The following is a 17,929-nucleotide window of genomic DNA, read 5'->3' on the forward strand; positions in this document are numbered from 1 at the left end:
GATCCGATGACGCTGGTGATCGAGCGCGACGCGCCCGTGGCGGTGCGCGAGCCGCAACCGCCCGCGGTGCCGCGCGAGGGACCGCGATCCTTGCCCGACCCGCTCCTGCGCATCGCCGGCGTGTCGCTCGAGTACCGCACGCCGGGCCGCGTGGTGCGGGCGGCCCACCGGATCGACCTCGACGTCTACGAGGCCGACCGCTTCGTGCTGCTCGGGCCGTCGGGCTGCGGCAAGTCCACCCTGCTGAAGGCCGTGGCGGGCTTCATCGCCCCCGTCGAGGGCGAGATCACGCTGGCCGGCGTGCGGGTGCGCAAGCCCGGGCCCGACCGGATCGTGGTGTTCCAGGAATTCGACCAGCTTCCGCCCTGGAAGACGGTCGTCGAGAACGTCGCCTTCCCGCTGCGCGCCGCCCGCGGGCTCGACCGTCGCGAGGCGCTGGAGCGGGCGCGCGCCACCATCGACAAGGTCGGGCTCACGGCCTTCGCGGGCAGCTACCCGCACCAGCTCTCCGGCGGCATGAAGCAGCGCGTCGCCATCGCGCGCGCGCTCGCCATGCAGCCGAAGGTGCTGCTGATGGACGAGCCCTTCGCGGCCCTCGACGCGCTGACCCGGCGCAAGATGCAGGAGGAACTGCTGGCCTTGTGGGACGAGGCCCGCATGACGCTGCTCTTCGTCACCCACTCGATCGAGGAGGCGCTCGTCGTCGGCAACCGGGTCGCCCTGCTCTCGCCCCATCCGGGCCGGGTGCGCGGCGAGTACAATTGCCACGAGTTCGACCTGTCGAGCCTCGGCAGCCGGGGCTTCCAGGCCGCGGTGCAGCGGCTGCACGACCGGCTGTTCGAGCCCGCTCCCGAGGCTGCCGCGCGATGACCCACGCCCTCTCCCCGCCGATCCGCCCGGAATACGACCGGGCCCTGCCGCCCTTCGTCGAGGCGCCGGTCGAGCGCTCCCTGCCGCTGCCGACCCGCCTGTGGCAGCAGGGCTGGCTGCGCCGTGGCCTGATCCTGGTCGCCCTGGCGCTGATCTGGGAGGCGCTGGCGCGCTGGCAGGACAACGACCTCCTGCTGCCGGGCGTCGGGGCCACCCTGTCGGCGCTCGTCGACGGGCTCATGACCGGCGAGATCCTGGAGCGGACGCGGATCTCGCTCGCCGTGCTGGCGCAGGGCTACGGCTTAGGCGTCCTCCTCGCCTTCGGGCTGACCTCGCTGGCGGTCTCGACCCAACTCGGCCGCGACCTGCTCTCGACGCTGACCGCCATGTTCAACCCGCTGCCGGCGATCGCGCTCTTGCCGCTGGCGCTGCTGTGGTTCGGGCTCGGGCAGGGCAGCCTGATCTTCGTGCTGGTCCACGCGGTGCTGTGGCCGCTGGCGCTCAACACCTATGCGGGCTTCCAGGCGGTGCCGGATTCGCTGCGCATGACCGGGCGCAACTACGGGCTCGAAGGGCTGGCTTACGTCGGCCAGATCCTGGTCCCGGCGGCGTTGCCGGCGATCCTGTCGGGCCTCAAGATCGGCTGGGCCTTCGCCTGGCGCACGCTCATCGCGGCGGAGCTGGTCTTCGGCGCCTCGTCGGGCCGCGGCGGCCTCGGCTGGTACATCTTCCAGAACCGCAACGAATTGTACACCGACCGGGTCTTCGCCGGCCTCCTCCTCGTCATCGCGATCGGCCTCGTGGTCGAGACGGTGGTGTTCGCGAGCCTGGAGCGGGTGACGGTCCGGCGCTGGGGCCAGGTCCGATAGGTGACAAGTCCGATAGGGGACAAGTCCGTGTGAGAGCGCTGCTCTAGATACGCCGGACCGGTCCCGACTTCCCGAGCGAGACATGACACAGGACACGATGCGCCTCGGCGCCTTCTTCTACGCCACGGGCCACCACGTCGCCGGCTGGCGCCACCCGTCGAGCGAGGCCGATGGCGGGATCAATCTCGACCGCTACGTCGGCTGGGCGAAGCGCGCGGAGGCCGCGAAGTTCGACCTGATCTTCCTCGAGGACGGCACCGGCATCCGCGACGCCGACCTGCGCTCGAGCGAGCGCACCGCCCGCTCGGCGCATTTCGAGCCCGTCACCCTGCTCTCGGCGCTCGCCGCGGTGACGAACCGCATCGGCCTCGTCGCCACCACCTCGACGAGCTTCAACGAGCCCTACAACGTCGCGCGCCGCTTCGCCTCCCTCGACCACCTGAGCGGGGGCCGGGCCGGCTGGAACCTCGTCACCTCGGCGACCGACCTGGAGGCGGCCAATTTCGGCAACGACAGGATCGCCCGCCACGCCGACCGCTACGAGCGGGCGGAGGAATTCGTCGACGTCGTGCTCGGCCTCTGGAACACCTGGGACGACGACGCGGTCGTGATCGACAAGGCGTCGGGCCAGTTCTCGAAGCCGGACGGGTTCCGGCCCCTCGACCATCGCGGCAAGCACTTCGAGGTCCGGGGCCCGCTCAACATCGCGCGCACGCCGCAAGGGCAGCCGGTCCTGGTCCAGGCCGGCTCGTCGGGGCCGGGCAAGGACCTCGCCGCGCGCACCGCCGAGATCGTGTTCACGGCCAACCAGACCCTCGACGAGGCGGTGGAGTTCTCCCGCGACCTGAAAGGGCGGATGGCGCGCTTCGGCCGGTCGCCGGACGACCTCAAGGTCATGCCCGGGCTGTTCCCGGTGGTCGGCCGCACCGAATCCGAGGCGCGGGAGAAGTTCGAGGAGCTGCAGGCGCTGATCGACCCGGTGGTGGGGCTGGCGCTCCTCAGCCGCATGGTCGGCCACGACCTGTCGGGGTTCGATCCCGAAGGGCCAGTGCCGGAACTGCCCGCGACCGAGGGGGCGAAGTCGCGCCAGCAGCTCATGGTCGATCTCGCCCGCCGCGAGGGGCTGACCCTGCGCCGGCTCTACCTGCGCATCGCGGGCGCGCGGGGCCACTCGCAGATCGTCGGCACCCCGGCGCAGATCGTCGACGAGATGGAGGCGCGCTTCCGGGCCGGCGGCGCCGACGGCTTCAACATCATGCCGCCGACCCTGCCGGGCGGCCTCGACGACTTCATCGCACTCGTCCTGCCGGAACTCCGCCGGCGCGGCCTGTTCCGCACCGAGTACGAGGGCCGCACCTTGCGGTCCCATCTCGGCTCGCGCCCGCCCTCCGGCTACGGGCCGGGACGGCGGACGGCCGGCTGATACTCCCAGGGACCTTGGCCGGGTGCCGCTGCGTTCTCCGCCCGGGCGATCGCCCGGACGGAGAGTTCCTTCGATGATGCATCATGCCGGCACCCGCCTCGGGCTCGCCCTGTTCCTGATGGCCGGCGTCGCGCCGGCCGCGGCCCTAGCGCAGGGGACCCCCACTCAGGGAGCCCCCGCTTCGGCCTCCGCCCGCCTCGACAAGGTCGCGAGCTTCTCCCACCAGGTCACCGGCGTCACGGTGGCGCGCGACGGCCGGATCTTCGTCAACTTCCCGCGCTGGAGCGAGGACGCCCCGGTCTCGGTCGCCGAACTCAAAGGTGGCCAGCCGGTGCCCTACCCGGATGCCGGCTGGAATTCCTGGCGCAACGCCAAGAAGGACGAGATCGACCCGAAGACCCACTTCGTCTGCGTGCAGAGCGTGGTGGCGGACGCCCAGGACCGGCTCTGGGTGGTCGATGCCGCGGCCCCCGCGATGGGAGCGGTGGTCAAGGACGGGCCGAAGCTCGTCGGCATCGACCTGAAGACCAACCAGGTGGTCAAGACGATCCCGTTCGACCCCGCGACGGTGCTGCAGGCCTCCTACATCAACGACGTGCGGATCTCGCCGGACGGCAAGACCGCCTACCTCACCGATTCCGGCGCCGAGGGCGCCCTGATCGTCGTCGACCTCGACAGCGGCACGGCCAAGCGCGTGCTGTCGGGCCATCCCTCGACCATGCCGGACAAGAGCGTGACGGTGACCTACGACGGCCAGCCCCTGCGCCGGCCGGACGGACGCGGCGTCGAGTTCTCGGCCGACGGCATCGCGCTCTCGCCCGACGGGCGTACGCTGTACTGGCAGGCGATCAAGGGCAAGACGCTCTACAGCCTGCCGACCGACGCGCTGACCGGCTGGGCCACGTCGTCCGTGGTGCCCGAGATGCTGACCGACCGGACGCTGGGGGGCAAGATCGTCACGGTCGGCGAGAACGGCCCGGCGGACGGCCTGCTGATCGCCCGCAAGGACGGCCGGATGTACGTCACCTCGCCGCAGGACGACGCGGTCAAGGTGCGCGACCTCACCAACAACGGCGCCGGGCTGACGACCCTGGTCCAGGATCCGCGGCTGCGCTGGCCCGACACCTTCAGCGAGGGGCCGGACGGCACGATCTACGTCACGACCTCGCACATCCAGGACTCGGCCGACTACAAGCCCGGCGCACCGATCAGCCTGCCGACGGAGCTGTGGGCGATCCGGACCGGGCCCGCGGCGGGGCCGACGGGAACCGCCCCGGTGAAGTGAGGCGCCCGCGAACCCTTCCCCTCTCGCGGGGGAGGGTTTGCGGGCGGCGGCTCTCACATCGCCCCCTCCTCGCCCGGCGGCGTGATCCGCGGGCGCTCGTGGTAGAGGAGGTACAGCCCCGAGGCCGCCACCACCGCGCCGCCGATCACCGTCCAGCGGTCGGGCAGGTGGCCGAAGATCAGGAAGCCGAGGAGCACCGCCCAGAGCAGGTGCGCGTAGGCGAAGGGCGCCAGCGTCGAGGCGGGCGCCCGGCGATGGGCGAGGATCAGGAGCCAGTGCCCGAGGGCCCCGAAGAAGCCGACCGAGGCGATGCCGATCCAGGTCGCGGTCTCGGTCGGCGTCTCCCACAGGAACGGCAGGACCGGCGCGGTCAGCACCGAGCCGACGAGGCCGGTATAGAACATCGTCGTCTCGGGCGGATCGTGGGCGGCGAGCATCCGCGTCACCACGATGTAGACGCCGTTGACCAGCGCCGTCACCACCGCGAGCAGGGCCGCCGGATGCATGCCCGAGACGCCCGGGCGGCTCACCACCAGCACGCCCGAGAACCCGACCAGCACCGCGATCGTCCGCCGCCAGCCGACCTGCTCGCCGAGCAGCGGCCCGGCGATCAGCGCCACCACCAGGGGCGAGGCGAAGGTGATCGAGGTCACCTGCGCGAGCGGCAGGTAGCGCAGGGCGACGAATGAGCACATCGTCGCCGTCACCAGGCAGAGCGAGCGCAGCACCTGGAGGCCGGGCTTGCGGGTGCGCAGGAGGCCGATCACGTCGCGCCGCGACGCCAGCACCGCCGCCACGATGACGAAGCTGACGACGTAGCGCACGGCGACGATCAGCATCGGGCTCATGGCGCCGGTGAGGAACTTCGCCGAGGCGTCGATCGACGCGAAACCCGCCACCGCGCTCACCATCAGGGCGATGCCGATCAGGGTCTCCCGCTGGCCCGTGCCGCGCATGCCCGACTCCTCTTCCGTCACTCCGTCTTGACTTAGAACGGAACTCGGTTCAAATCCAGAACTGCGTTCCAGATTTGCGGACGCGGAATTCGAGCACGAGAGATGGCCGGCTCCCTGCTGCGGCGCGTCCTGGACCTGGTGGAACTCCTCGCGAACCATCCGCGCGGGCTGCCCCTCCAGACCATCGCCGAGACGCTGGATATCCCCAAGAGCGGCGCCCACCGCCTGCTGGCCGAGCTCGTCGAGCACGCCTACGCCGTGCAGGACGGCGAGACCGGCCGCTACCTGCTCACCACCAAGTTCGCGACGCTCGGCCTCAAGCATCTCGCGCGGACCGGCGTCGTCGACGTCGCCCAATCGGTGCTCAACCGGCTGGCGGACCTGAGCGGCGAGTTGGCGCGCCTCGCGGTGGTCGACTATCCGCGCCTGGTCTGGGTGGCGAAGGCGCAAGGAGCGCGCACCGGCCTGCGCTACGACGGCGACATGGGGACGGAGGCGCGGCTCTCCACCACCTCGACCGGCATCGCGTGGCTCGCCAGCCTCACGGACGAGGAGGCCCTGAGCCTGGTGATGCGCCAGGGCCTCGGCACGCCGGAGGAATGCGGCCCGAACGCGCCGCGCACGGTCGCCGCGCTGATGGCGCTGGTGAACGAGGCCCGTGCCCGCGGCTACGCCTGGGTGCAGGACACCAACACGCCGGGCGCCGCCGCGATGGCGGCCAACATCGTGCATCCGCAGACCGGCCGCGCGGTCGGCAACCTCAGCGTCGCCGGGCCGAGCCTGCGCTTGACCGAGGCGCAGCGCGACGCCGTCGCCCCCGAGCTGCTCTCGGCCGCGTCCGACCTGTCCTCGGTCGGCGCGTTCTCGGACTATCTCGGGGCGCTCGGCGGCAAGGCCGCGGTCCCGTCCTGAACATGGCTCACGCCCCGCCGGGATGATAGTTTCCGCGAGCGCGTCGAACGACCAAGACACCGGGGTCTCAACCCCGCACGACCCGCAAACGCTCCGTCAGGGGCGCCCAGGAGGAGACGATGACCCACGCCGACAGCGAGTTCCTGCAACGGGACCGCTCGATCCACCCGCCGGCCTTCACGCCGGACTACAAGACCAGCGTGCTGCGCTCGCCGCGCCGGGCGATGCTGTCGCTGCAATCCTCGCTGTCGGAGGTCACCGGCCCGACCTTCGGTCACTCGGAACTCGGCCCGCTCGACAACGACCTGATCCTGAACTACGCCCGCGAGGGCGAGCCGATCGGCGAGCGGATCTTCGTCCACGGCCATGTCCGCGACGAGAACGGGCGCGGCATCCCCCACACCCTGGTCGAGTTCTGGCAGGCCAATGCGGGCGGGCGCTACCGCCACCGCAACGACCGCTACCTCGCGCCGATCGACCCGAATTTCGGCGGCTGCGGCCGGACGATCACCGACGAGAACGGCTTCTACTACTTCCGCACGATCAAGCCCGGGCCGTATCCCTGGCGCAATTTCCTCAATTCCTGGCGCCCGGCCCACATCCACTTCTCGGTGTTCGGCACGGGCTTCGCCCAGCGCCTGATCACCCAGATGTACTTCGAGGGCGACCCGCTGATCTGGCACGACCCGATGGTGCTCGGGATCCCCGACCGCTCGGCCGCCGAGCGGCTGATCGCCCCCCTCGACCTCGGCGCCGCGGTGCCGCTCGACATGCTCGCCTACAAGTTCGACATCGTGCTGCGCGGCCGCCAGCAGACGCTGTTCGAGAACAAGCTCCAGGGGAACTGAGCCCATGGTCCAGCCGCTTCCCACCCGCCTGCAGGAAACCCCGTCCCAGACCGCGGGTCCCTACGTCCATATCGGGCTGATCCCGCACCAGGCCGGCTTCGACATCTTCGAGACCAACTTCTCGAACGTGCTCGCCGGCCCGGACACGAGAGGCGAGCGCATCCGGGTCGAGGGCCGGGTCTTCGACGGCGCCGGCTCGCTGGTGCGCGACGCCTTCATCGAGATCTGGCAGGCCAACGCCGCCGGCCGCTACAACCACCCGGCCGACCGCCAGGAGGGCAAGCCCCTCGACGAGAGCTTTCGGGGTTGGGGCCGCACCGGCTCGGATTTCGAGACGGGCGTGTGGCACTTCGAGACGGTGAAGCCCGGCCCGGTTGAGGGCCGCAAGGGGCATCGCCCGATGGCGCCGCACATCAACCTCTGGATCGCCGCCCGCGGCATCAATATCGGCCTGCAGACCCGGCTCTACTTCGCCGACGAGGCCGAGGCGAACGCCAACGACCCGGTGCTGAACCTCGTCGAGCGCGGGCCCTTGCGCGACAGCCTGCTTGCGAAGCGCGAGGAGCGCGACGGGCAGGTCGTGTACGTGTTCGACATCTATCTTCAGGGACCGAACGAGACCGTCTTCTTCGACGTGTGATAAACATCATTCATAAGATTTCCGCTTGAACTGTCCGAACAAAGGTGAGGCGCATCTCCCCTCTCCCGAGTGGGAGAGGGGCCGGGGGTGAGGGTGGAGACGGTGCAGTAAGAAGACTGAACCGTTCCGCTGCCAGCACGACGTTTAGTTCCCAATCCTGAAGCCGAGCCACCCTCACCCCTCCCCCTCTCCCACACGGGAGAGGGATCCAGCGCTTCACTTGGTTTGGAACAGAGCAAGCGGACGTCAGAACACGACAACCATAATCAGGAGACCCCCATGAACCCCGTCGTCATCGCGGTCGCGATCACCGGCTCGGTCCCGCGCAAGAAGGACAACCCGGCGGTGCCCACCACCGTCGCCGAGCAGGTCGAGTCCACCCACCAGGCCTTCGAGGCCGGCGCCACCCTCGTGCACATCCACGTGCGCAACGACGACGAGTCGCCCTCCTCCGACCCGGACAAGTTCGCGGCGGTCCAGGAGGGTGTGCGCAAGCACTGCCCCGGCATGATCGTGCAGTTCTCGACCGGCGGCCGCGGCCGCGACCCGAGCGCGCGCGGGCTCTCGCTGGTGCACCGGCCCGACATGGCCTCGCTCTCGACCGGCTCGGTCAACTTCCCGAGCATCGTCTACGAGAACCACGCGACGCTCGTGAACGACCTCGCCGGCTCGATGCACAAGCATGGCATCCGGCCCGAGATCGAGATCTTCGACCTCTCGCACATCCACGGCGCCAAGCGGCTGATCGAGGAGGGGCTGATGGACGCCCATCCGCACGTTCAGTTCGTGATGGGCGTGAAGAACGCGATGCCGGCCGACGAGCACCTGCTCGACATCCTGCTCGCCGAGACCCGCCGGGTGATCCCGGGCGCGACCTGGACCGCCGCCGGCATCGGCCGCGAGCAGGCCCGCGTGATGGGCTGGGCGCTCGCCCGCGGCGCCGACGCGGTCCGCACCGGGCTGGAGGACAACGTCCGGGTGAGCAAGGACCGGCTGGCGGCGAGCAACGCCGAGCTGGTCTCGCTCGCCGCCGAGATGGTGACGCGGAACAACCGCAAGGTCGCGACCCCGGCCGAGGCCCGCGCCCTCCTCCACCTGAAGCCCGTGGCCTGAACCCGATGACGCTCTCGGCCCTCGACTCCGCCCTGCTCGGGCCCCTCTTCGCCACGGACGCGATGCGCGCCGTCTTCGCCGACGAGGCCCGGGTGGCGGCGATGCTGCGGGCCGAGGCGGCCCTGGCGCGGGCGCAAAGCCAGGCCGGCCTGGTGCCGGCCTCGCTCGCCCCCGCGATAGAGGGGATCGCCCCGAAGGCCCTCGACCCCGCGGCGCTCGGCCGGCGCACCGCGGTCTCGGGCGTGCCGGTGATCCCGTTCGTGAAGGCGGTGCAGGGCGCGCTTCCCCCCGAGCTGGAGCCCGCCTTCCACAAGGCCACCACCACCCAGGACATCGCCGACACCGCCCTGGTGCTCCAGGTCCGCGACGCCCTCGACCTCGTCGCGGCCGACCTCCGGGCGATCCTCGACGGGCTGTCGGCCATCGCCCGCCAGCACCGCGAGACCCCGTGCGTCGGGCGCACCTACGGCCAGCACGCCGCTCCCGTCACCTTCGGCTTCAAGGCGGCGATCTGGGCGCTCGGCATCGCCGAGGTGGCGGCCCTGCTCCCCGCCCTGCGCGAGCGGGTGCTCACCGCCTCGCTCGGCGGCCCCGTCGGCACGCTCGCCGGCCTCGGCGAGAAGGCCGAGGCCGTCGGCGACGGCTTCGCCGCAGCCCTCGGCCTGCACCCGGACCTCGCGCCCTGGCACACGCGGCGCGCCCGCATCGCCGAGACCGGTGCCTTCCTCGCCCTGCTGACGGGGGCGCTCGCCAAGTTCGCGACCGACGTGGCGCATCTCGCCACCACCGAAGTGGCCGAGGTGGCCGAGCCCTACGTGCCGGGTCGCGGCGGCTCCTCGGCGATGCCGCACAAGCGCAACCCCGTCTCCTCGACGGTGATCCTGTCCGCCTTCGGCGCCGCCAAGGGCGCGAGCCTGACGCTGCTCGACGGCATGGCGGCGGCGCACGAGCGCCCGGCCGGCGCCTGGCACGCCGAATGGCACGCCCTGCCGACGCTGTTCGGCCTCGCCTCGGGCGCGTTACGCGAGGCGCGCAGCCTCGCGCAGGGGCTGGTGCCCGACCCCGAGCGGATGCGCCGCAACCTCGACGTGACGCAGGGGCTGCTCTTCGCCGACGCCGCGGCGAGCCGGCTCGGCCCGGTCCTCGGCGCCAAGGCCGCCCACGCCCTGGTGGAAGAGGCGGCGGGTGCCGTGCGCGACGGCCGGGGCTCGCTCCAGGAGGTCTTGCGCGCCCGGCCCGAGACGGCGGGCGCCGACCTCGACGCCGCCTTCGACTTGAGCCCCGCCATCCGCGCCGGGGCCCGCACCGCCGACCGGGCGCTGGCGGAGGTCTCGCGCCTCGCGGCCTTCCTGCACGCTGCCTGACCCTTCCCCGCCGACACCCTCCCGCTGACCGAGGATCCCATGCCCCAGATCGAGGCCAACGGTACCCTTCTGAACTACGAGCTCTCCGGCCCGAGCGGCGCACCGGTGGTGGCGTTCTCCAACTCGCTCGGCACCTCGCTGGCGATGTGGGACCCGCTGGTGCCCTACCTGCGGGGCCGCTACCGGATCCTGCGCTACGACACCCGCGGGCACGGCGCCTCGGGGGTGCGCGACCAGCGCGCCGAGGTCGAGGATCTCGCCGACGACCTCGTCGGCCTGCTCGACGCGCTCGACATCCGCCGCGCCCACGTCGTCGGCCTGTCGCTCGGCGGCATGACCGGCCAGGCGGCGGCGAGCCGCCATCCGGGCCGGGTGATCAGCCTGACCCTGATGGCCACCGCCGCCTTCATGCCGAGCGAGGCGTCGTGGAACGAGCGCGCCGAGCTGGTGCGGCAGAAGGGCACGGCGGCGATCGTCGAGGCGACGATGACTCGCTGGTTCACGCCCGACTTCCCCGCCTCGAACCCGGACGCGGTCGCCCCCGTGCGCGAGCAGTTCACCGGCACCGATGCGGCCGGCTACGCGGTGTGCTGCAACGCCATCGGCCGCATGGACCTGCGCCCGGTCCTCGACCGCATCACGGCGCCGACCCTGGTGATCGCCGGGCGCGACGACCCGGCGACGCCGCCCGCCATGGCGGAGGAGATCTGCGCCGGCATCCCGCAGGCCGAATTGGTGATCCTGCCGAAGGCCGCGCACCTGCTGTCCGTCGAGCAGCCGGCGGCGACCGCCGCCCACCTCCTCGGCTTCCTCGACCGGCACCGCGAGGCGTCCGACACCGCCACCGGCGCGGTCGCGTTCGAGGCGGGCCTCACGAACCGCAAGAGCGTGCTCGGCGAGGCCCATGTCGAGCGCTCGCTGAAGGGCGCCGGGGACTTCGCCGGGCCGTGGCAGGACTTCATCACCCGCACCGCCTGGGGCGAGGTCTGGGGCGACCCGCGCATCCCGTGGAAGACCCGCTCCTTCGTGACCCTCGCCATGATGGTGGCGCTCGGCCGCGAGGAGGAGTTCAAGCTCCACGTCCGGCCGGCCCTGCGCAACGGCGTCACGGTCTCCGAACTGCAGGCGCTGCTGATCCAGACCGCGATCTATGCCGGCGTGCCGGCGGCGAACGGCGCCTTCCGCTGGGCCCGCGAGGTGCTGGGCGACGAACTCGCCTGATCCTGATCCGCCTTCGCGTGGGCGGATGCGCCGGGGCGGCCGGGATGGTAGAGCGGGCGCCATCCCGGTCGCCACCCTGCCCGTCGAACTGTTCGATCATGGACGCCGTCACGCCCCGCGCCTCCTCCCGCACCAAGGATCCCGAGCGGACCCGGGCCGACATCCTGGCGGTCGCGACCGAGGAGTTCTCCGCCTTCGGGCTCAGCGGCGCCCGGGTCGACGCGATCGCGGAGCGCACCCGCACGTCGAAGCGGATGATCTACTACTATTTCGGCAGCAAGGAGGGCCTGTACCTCGCGGTGCTGGAGAAGGCCTATGCCGACATCCGCCAGGTCGAGGCCGACCTCGACCTCGGCAACCTCTGCCCCGCCGAGGCGATCCGCCGGCTCGTCGAGTTCACCTTCGAGTACGACGAGGCCCATCCGGACTTCATCCGCCTCGTCGCGATCGAGAACATCCACCGCGCCGAGCACCTGTCGGGCTCCGAGACGATCCGCGGCCTCAATCTCGGGGTGATCCAGACCATCACCGACATCGTCGCCCGCGGGCAGGCAGAGGGGGTGTTTCGCGCCGACGTCGATCCCCTCGACGTCCACCTGATGATCAGCGCGCTCTGCTTCTTCCGGGTCTCGAACCGCCACACCTTCGGGGCGATCTTCTCGGTCGACCTCGACGCGCCGGACCTGCGCTCTCGACACAAGCGGATGGTCGGCGACGCGGTGATCGGGATGCTGGCGCTGCGCTGAGGAAATCGGGAACCGGACTTGCCCTCGGGCCATTTCTCCTCACGACACCACGACGTCTTCGAGGGAGAGCCCGATGACCAGGGGCACCAGCCGTCTCATCCTGCTCGCCGTCCTGGCCGCCTCGCCGGTGCTGGCGCACATCAACCAGGGACAAGTCCACCCGGGACAAGCTCACCGCGAGCAATACGCGCAGGCCGCCGACAAGCCGCTGGCCGACAGCCCGCAGCGCAGCCGCGAGCAGGCCCCCCACCATGCCGCCCGCCCACGAGACCCTGCCCGAGCGCGTCCGCCCCGGCGACACCGATTCGACCGGCACCGTGCGGCCGAGCACCCCGGCGCCCGATCCGAAGACCACGGACGGGGTGCTGCGGCCCCAGCGCGGGTAGCGAGGGCGCGTCAGCGGCCGGCGGCGTCCAGATCCCGCCGCAGGGTCGGCAAGCCGATGCCGGCGGCGTCGAAGCCGCCATCCACCGCGAGCGTCTGGCCGGTGACGTAGCTCGCCCGCGGTCCGCACAGGTACACGATGGCGTCGGCGATCTCGCGCTCGAGGCCGTAGCGGTTGAGCGGCACGGCGTCGTGATAGTCGGCCCGGATCGCCGGGCTGTGGACCTTCTTCGCCATCGCGGTATCGACCGGGCCCGGCGCCACCGCGTTGACGCGGATCCCGAGATGCGCGAGCTCGACCGCCTGCTGCTTCGTCAGGTGCTTGAGCGCCGCCTTGCTGGTGCCGTAGGCGACCCGCAGGGTCGAGGCGCGCTGGCCCGAGATCGACGTGATGTTGACGACGGCGCCGCCGCCGCTCCGCGCCATCACGGGCGCGGCCGCCTGCACGCACAGGAACGGGCCGGTCAGGTTTACGGCGAGCACCCGGGCCCACTCGGCGTGGGTCGTGTCGAGTAGCGGCTTGAACACCGCGGTGCCAGCATTGTTGACGAGGGCGTCGAGCCGGCCGAACCGGGCCTCCACGGACGCGACCGCTCCGGCCACCGCCTCGGGGTCGGCGACGTCGGCGGCGAGCGCCATCGCGTCGTCGGGCCGGTCGAGTTCCGCCGCCGCGCGCGCCTGCGCGTCGCCGTCGATGTCGAGGAGCGCGACGCGCCAGCCCTCCTCCAGGAAGAGCTTGGCTGCGGCGAGCCCGATGCCCCGCGCCGCCCCGGTGACCAGGGCGACCTTGCCTGCCCCCGCCGCGTCGCCTGATGCCGTGTTCCCTGCTGCCGTGTTCCCTGCTGCCATGTCGCGTCCTCCCGTTGTTATGCCCCGTGCATCGCGGCCGGGGCCCGGGAGGTCAAGCCGGATCGGGGCCGCCGGCCGGATCGGGCTCGGCGTTGCGGGCCATGAAGCTCGCGGGCGAGCCGGTCGCCGGATCGACGAAGATCACGTCGGTCGGCGCGCGCCGCGGCGTGTCGACGGAGAGGAACACCACCGGCTCCTCGGTGAGCGTCGGCAGGGCGTGGACGACGCCGCGCTCGAAGAACAGGAGCTGGCCGGGACCGAACTCCGCCTCGTCGGAAGGCTCGCCGATCCAGAACGTGCCCCGGCCGGAGAGCACGTAGAGGTACTCGTCGCAGCCCTCGTGGTAATGGGCCGGCGTCGGGCGGTAGACCCGGAAGACCCGGGCGCTCGCCGCCGGCCGGTCGGTCAGGTAGGTGTCGACCAGCATCGTGGTCGCGCTCTCGGGCAGCGCCGCCGCGATCGCCCCGATGTCGAAGCGCCCGCGTCGCGCCGTCGCCGGATCCCCGTCGGCCATCGCATCCTCCCGTCACCAGTCCTCGCAACCGATCAAGCTAGCGCGGCCGGGGCCCGAGCGGGAGGGGCAGGCGTGCGGGGCCCGGGTGCATCGGTCGCGGGCAATTTTTTAGAAGCCCCTTAATCCAGGATCTTGACGCAACACCGGTGCCGGCTACCCTCACGGGCAATTCGCCGCCAAAAGGCGAAGCTGATCCAAGAGGGAGGATAGTGGATGCGGGCATCCCTGCCGCTCGTCGATGCCATCACGGCCACGCCATGCCGTTGATGACGCGATCGTTTTATTTCCCGAATCGGGCCGCAAGCGCGGCCGTTGCCTTGTTTCTCGGCTGTGTCCCGGCGCTCGCCGGCGACATCGACGTCCTGCACGCCTCCGTCGCTCCGACCGAGAAGGTCGGTTCCGACGTCCCGCTCCACCTGACGGTGATGAACCGCGCCCCCGAGGCCGATTCGCTCGTGCGCTTCCGCTGCCCCTTCGCGAATTTCAGCGAGCGGGTCACGGTGGACAAGGGCGGCGAGGGCCCGCCCTCGAAGCGCCCGGTCCAGACCATTCCCGTCAAGGCCTCGGGCGAGACCGCGCTGACCCCGGAGGGCATGCACGTGATGCTGCTTCAGACCCGCCAGCCCCTGGCCGCGGGCGACCGCTTCACCTGCCAGGCGAGCTTCCGCAAGGCCGGCGCCCTGGAGGTGCCGGTCGAGGTCCGCGCCTCGAACTAGGACTTCCATACCCATAAACGCCCGGCCGCGAGGCGGCCCGCGCCGAGGCGACGCTACCCAACGAGGGCGCCTGGAGGAGACCACCATGACGCAGTCCCGCACCGCCCGGCGCATCCTCGCCGCGACCTCGCTCGCCGCCCTCGCGGCCGGCGCCCTGTCCGCCCTTCCGGCGCTCGCCGCCGATGGCGGCGTCACGCAGGAGCGCCTGCTGAACGCCGACAAGGAGGAGGGCAACTGGATCCAGCACCACAAGAACTACGCCGGCCACCGCTACTCGACGCTGAACCAGATCAACAAGGGCAACGTCAAGAATCTCAAGGTCGCCTGGACCCTCGCCCTCGGCGGCATCGAGGGCGGCGGCATCTGGAGCCATGGCGGGCTCGAGGGCACGCCGATCGTCGAGAACGGCATGATGTACGTCACCGACGGGTGGGGCTCGGTCTACAAGATCGACACCCGCGGCGGCGAGGGCAAGCTCCTCTGGAAGATGGACCCGAAGACCGACCGCGAATGGGCCGGCGCGGTCGCGTGCTGCGGCGTCAACAACCGCGGCGTCGCGCTCTGGGGCGACCTCGTGGTCAGCCACACCCTCGACGGGCGCCTGATCGCCACCAACAAGGAGACCGGCCAGGTCGCCTGGCAGCGCCAGGTCGCCGATCCCGACAAGGGCGAGACCATCACCGGCGCGCCGCTCATCGTGAAGGGCCTGGCGATCTCCGGCGTCGGCGGCGCCGAGTACGGCATCCGCGGCTGGATCGCCGCCACCGACCTGAAGACCGAGAAGGAGACTTGGCGCACCCACACCATCCCGGGGAAGGGCGAGCCCGGCTACGAGACCTGGAAGGGCAACAACAACGCCGCGGTGAGCGGCGGCGGCTCGACCTGGGTCACCGGCACCTACGACCCCGACACCGACACGATCGTGTGGGGCACCGGCAATCCGGGCCCGGACTGGGACAACGCCTACCGCCCGGGCGACAACCTCTACACCGACTCGACGCTCGCCCTCGACGCGACGACCGGCAAGATCAAGTGGCACTTCCAGCACACGCCGAACGACCCCTACGACTACGACAGCGTGTCGGAGAATCTCCTGGTCGATGTCGGCGGCCGCAAGCTCGCCATCGAGGCCGACCGCAACGGCCACGCCTACGCGGTCGACCGCACCAACGGCCAGTTCGTCTGGGCGACGCCGTTCGTCAAGAAGGTGACCTGGACCAAGGGCATCAACCCCGATACCGGCAAGCCGTTCGAGTACGACCCGAACAAGGACGTGCAGCGCTACAACCCGGCGGCGACCCCCTCGGCCGAGAACAAGAACGCCGATTTCTGCCCGGGCAACATGGGCGGCAAGAACTGGCCGCCGACCGCCTACAACCCGAACCTGCAATACTGGTACATCCCGGTCATCGAGAGCTGCAACCGCGTCACCCACGAGGCGATGACGCAGGCGAACCTGAAACCCCGGGAGTTCTTCACCGGCGGCGGCCCGACCAACCCGTTCCGGATCACCGGCAGCGTGACGGCGATCGACGTGAAGACCGGCAAGGTCGCCGGCAAGCACGAGACCCAGTTCCCGCTGCTCGGCGGCATGCTGGCGACGCCGGACCTCGTCTTCACCGGCGAGCCCGGCGGCGGGGTGATGGCGATGGACGCCAAGAGCCTCGAGAAGCTGTGGGAGTTCCGCACCGGCGGCGGCGTCAACGCGCCTCCGATGACCTTCACGGTCGACGGCAAGCAGTACATGGCGATCCTGGTCGGCCTCGGCGGCGCCTGGGACAAGTGGTTCATCGATTCGACCCCGGAGCTGAAGAACATCCAGACCGGATCGATGCTCTACGTCTTCGCGCTCTGAGCCGGTTTCCTTCAGGAGGCGGGGCGCGGCGAGCGCCCCGCCGGTCACGGGGTTGATGCGGATGCGGACAATGGTGGTGCCGGCTTTGCTCGCCGGCCTCGCGCTCGCCGGCTCGCCGGCCTGGGCGCAGGGCGCCCGGGGCGCCGGGGGCGAGGGCGATCTCGCGGTGTTCAAGAAGGCCTGCTCGGGCTGCCACAAGTGGCATGGCGGCGGCGGCGGGGGTTACGGCGGCGAGGCCCTGTCGCTGCGCAAGACGCAGCTCGACAAGGACCAGGTCGCCGAGGTGGTGCGCTGCGGCCGGCCCGGGACCGGCATGCCCTATCACCTGCGCGGCGCCTACGACTCGGTGAAGTGCTACGATTCGCTGAAAGGCGACATGGGCACCAGCATGCCGCCCGAGACGGCGGTGTTCCTGCGGCCGGCGGAGATCGACGCGGTGGCCGCTTACGTCGTCACCCAGCTCAAGGGCAAGGGCGAGCCGACGATCGAGGAATGCACCGCCTTCTTCGGCACGACCTCCCGCGCCTGCGACATCTACCGCAAGAAGGAGGGCACCGATGCCCCGGCCGCTTCGCACTGACTTCGCGGCGCTCGCCGCCCTCCTCTGCGCCGGCCCGGCGCTCGCCGCCGGTCCCGAGGTCGCGGACCTGCGCGACCTGCGCGTGGGGATGCCGGTCTCGGAGATCTCGCCCACCGGCTACGGCGACCTCGCCTGCCGCGAGGGCCCGGCCCGCACCCTGTCGGGCTTCGGCGACTGGCGCGCCTGCCCGGCGGATGCCAGGGGCCTGCACGCCATCGGCTTCTCCTACGCCGACGGCACGACCCGCAACGGCACCCGGGTCGGCGGCCACCCGGCCCGCCTGACGCTGCTCGTCGGCGACGACGCCCGGATCGACGGGCTGGTGATCGAGACCGACGACGCGGTGCCGCTCTACCTGCGCAAGAAGGGCCATCTCCTCGGGCTCCAGGCCCGCGGCCACTGGGGCGAGGACGGCTGGACCTGCGCCGAGCGGAAGCCCGCCGGCGACGAGACGCCGCTCGGCGAGACCTTCGTCAAGGAGGAGTGCCGCAAGGCCCTCGGGCCTAAGAGCGTGACGGTGACCCGCGACCTCTACGGCCACCAGGGCGCCGACCCCCGCGCCTTCGTCAGCCGGACGCGGATCGTGGTGGCGGCGACGAAGTAGCGACGATCGGCGCGGCGCGCGGTGGGCCTCGTGGCGGACCGGTTGCAGACGCGGCGGGACCGTTCCCGAGCCCTCGCGGCACGACGGAAAACACCCTTCCACCGCTCCGCATACCACAACCCCCTGGCAAAGGCCGGCAACCTGTGCTGGATATCCCGGTGCAGCAGCCGTGAAGCGCCG

Annotated in this window: 19 protein-coding genes; 16 read left to right on the forward strand and 3 right to left on the reverse strand. The window is 71.3% G+C overall.

The annotated features are described in order from the left end of the window. The first annotated feature begins 6 nt into the window (after nucleotides 1–6). The 4 genes from DK419_RS07230 to DK419_RS07245 all read left to right on the forward strand — a co-directional run bounded on the left by DK419_RS07230 (nucleotide 7) and on the right by DK419_RS07245 (nucleotide 4,447). The gene (locus DK419_RS07230) at nucleotides 7–870 is read left to right on the forward strand and encodes an ABC transporter ATP-binding protein (protein ID WP_109958481.1); all 864 of its coding nucleotides are present in this window, start codon (nucleotides 7–9) and stop codon (nucleotides 868–870) included. After that, nucleotides 867–1,739 carry an ABC transporter permease gene (locus DK419_RS07235; protein WP_109958482.1) on the forward strand — a complete coding sequence of 291 codons (873 nt, stop codon included), beginning with the start codon at nucleotides 867–869 and terminating at the stop codon, nucleotides 1,737–1,739. Before DK419_RS07230 ends, DK419_RS07235 begins: the two co-directional genes overlap by 4 nt. 82 nt (nucleotides 1,740–1,821) lie before the next feature. Beyond that, the gene (locus tag DK419_RS07240) at nucleotides 1,822–3,162 is read left to right on the forward strand and encodes an LLM class flavin-dependent oxidoreductase (protein ID WP_109958483.1); all 1,341 of its coding nucleotides are present in this window, start codon (nucleotides 1,822–1,824) and stop codon (nucleotides 3,160–3,162) included. 73 nt (nucleotides 3,163–3,235) lie between these two features. Then, nucleotides 3,236–4,447 (forward strand): L-dopachrome tautomerase-related protein, encoded by a 1,212-nt coding sequence (locus DK419_RS07245; RefSeq protein ID WP_109958484.1) that lies wholly within the window; start codon nucleotides 3,236–3,238, stop codon nucleotides 4,445–4,447. A 53-nt stretch (nucleotides 4,448–4,500) separates the two neighbouring features. Here DK419_RS07245 and DK419_RS07250 read toward each other — a convergent pair whose 3' ends face one another. Continuing rightward, the gene (locus tag DK419_RS07250; protein ID WP_109958485.1) at nucleotides 4,501–5,403 is read right to left on the reverse strand and encodes a DMT family transporter; all 903 of its coding nucleotides are present in this window, start codon (nucleotides 5,401–5,403) and stop codon (nucleotides 4,501–4,503) included. Nucleotides 5,404–5,505: 102 nt separating this feature from the next. Between DK419_RS07250 and DK419_RS07255 the strand changes: the two genes are divergently transcribed. The 8 genes from DK419_RS07255 to DK419_RS29785 all read left to right on the forward strand — a co-directional run bounded on the left by DK419_RS07255 (nucleotide 5,506) and on the right by DK419_RS29785 (nucleotide 12,633). Continuing rightward, on the forward strand, nucleotides 5,506–6,315 hold the full coding sequence (locus DK419_RS07255; protein WP_109958486.1) for an IclR family transcriptional regulator: 810 nt from the start codon (nucleotides 5,506–5,508) through the stop codon (nucleotides 6,313–6,315). A 119-nt stretch (nucleotides 6,316–6,434) separates the two neighbouring features. Then, nucleotides 6,435–7,163, forward strand: coding sequence for a protocatechuate 3,4-dioxygenase subunit beta (pcaH, locus tag DK419_RS07260; protein ID WP_109958487.1), 729 nt, complete (start codon nucleotides 6,435–6,437; stop codon nucleotides 7,161–7,163). Nucleotides 7,164–7,167: 4 nt separating this feature from the next. Beyond that, nucleotides 7,168–7,803 (forward strand): protocatechuate 3,4-dioxygenase subunit alpha, encoded by a 636-nt coding sequence (gene pcaG, locus DK419_RS07265; RefSeq protein ID WP_109958488.1) that lies wholly within the window; start codon nucleotides 7,168–7,170, stop codon nucleotides 7,801–7,803. Nucleotides 7,804–8,082: 279 nt separating this feature from the next. Next, nucleotides 8,083–8,916, forward strand: coding sequence for a 3-oxoadipate:acetyl-CoA acetyltransferase (locus tag DK419_RS07270; protein ID WP_109958489.1), 834 nt, complete (start codon nucleotides 8,083–8,085; stop codon nucleotides 8,914–8,916). Between the two features lie 5 nt (nucleotides 8,917–8,921). After that, complete coding sequence (locus DK419_RS07275) at nucleotides 8,922–10,280, forward strand: class-II fumarase/aspartase family protein (RefSeq protein WP_109958490.1); 1,359 nt, start codon at nucleotides 8,922–8,924, stop codon at nucleotides 10,278–10,280. A 39-nt stretch (nucleotides 10,281–10,319) separates the two neighbouring features. Then, entirely contained in the window at nucleotides 10,320–11,501 is a 1,182-nt protein-coding gene (gene pcaDC / locus DK419_RS07280) for a bifunctional 3-oxoadipate enol-lactonase/4-carboxymuconolactone decarboxylase PcaDC (RefSeq protein ID WP_109958491.1), read from the forward strand. Between the two features lie 98 nt (nucleotides 11,502–11,599). Then, nucleotides 11,600–12,247, forward strand: coding sequence for a TetR/AcrR family transcriptional regulator (locus tag DK419_RS07285; protein WP_109958492.1), 648 nt, complete (start codon nucleotides 11,600–11,602; stop codon nucleotides 12,245–12,247). A gap of 251 nt (nucleotides 12,248–12,498) precedes the next feature. Continuing rightward, nucleotides 12,499–12,633, forward strand: a complete 135-nt coding sequence (locus DK419_RS29785) for a hypothetical protein (protein ID WP_280953929.1) — start codon at nucleotides 12,499–12,501, stop codon at nucleotides 12,631–12,633. 10 nt (nucleotides 12,634–12,643) lie between these two features. On the opposite strand, the gene DK419_RS07290 is transcribed toward DK419_RS29785, so the two are convergent. Further along, nucleotides 12,644–13,480, reverse strand: coding sequence for an SDR family NAD(P)-dependent oxidoreductase (locus DK419_RS07290; protein ID WP_109958493.1), 837 nt, complete (start codon nucleotides 13,478–13,480; stop codon nucleotides 12,644–12,646). A 52-nt stretch (nucleotides 13,481–13,532) separates the two neighbouring features. Further along, on the reverse strand, nucleotides 13,533–13,994 hold the full coding sequence (locus tag DK419_RS07295) for a cupin domain-containing protein (RefSeq protein ID WP_109958494.1): 462 nt from the start codon (nucleotides 13,992–13,994) through the stop codon (nucleotides 13,533–13,535). 317 nt (nucleotides 13,995–14,311) lie between these two features. Here DK419_RS07295 and DK419_RS07300 point away from each other — a divergent pair, with 317 nt between their 5' ends. The 4 genes from DK419_RS07300 to DK419_RS07315 all read left to right on the forward strand — a co-directional run bounded on the left by DK419_RS07300 (nucleotide 14,312) and on the right by DK419_RS07315 (nucleotide 17,749). Beyond that, nucleotides 14,312–14,710, forward strand: coding sequence for a copper chaperone PCu(A)C (locus DK419_RS07300; RefSeq protein WP_162561167.1), 399 nt, complete (start codon nucleotides 14,312–14,314; stop codon nucleotides 14,708–14,710). Nucleotides 14,711–14,795: 85 nt separating this feature from the next. Next, nucleotides 14,796–16,565 (forward strand): PQQ-dependent dehydrogenase, methanol/ethanol family, encoded by a 1,770-nt coding sequence (locus tag DK419_RS07305; protein ID WP_109958496.1) that lies wholly within the window; start codon nucleotides 14,796–14,798, stop codon nucleotides 16,563–16,565. 55 nt (nucleotides 16,566–16,620) lie between these two features. Beyond that, a complete protein-coding gene (locus DK419_RS07310) occupies nucleotides 16,621–17,145 on the forward strand; it encodes a c-type cytochrome (protein ID WP_245442861.1) in 525 nt (174 codons plus the stop codon). Continuing rightward, entirely contained in the window at nucleotides 17,123–17,749 is a 627-nt protein-coding gene (locus DK419_RS07315; protein WP_109958498.1) for a hypothetical protein, read from the forward strand. Before DK419_RS07310 ends, DK419_RS07315 begins: the two co-directional genes overlap by 23 nt. The last annotated feature ends 180 nt before the right edge of the window (nucleotides 17,750–17,929 follow it).

The organism is Methylobacterium terrae, from assembly GCF_003173755.1.
Lineage (GTDB): Bacteria > Pseudomonadota > Alphaproteobacteria > Rhizobiales > Beijerinckiaceae > Methylobacterium > Methylobacterium terrae.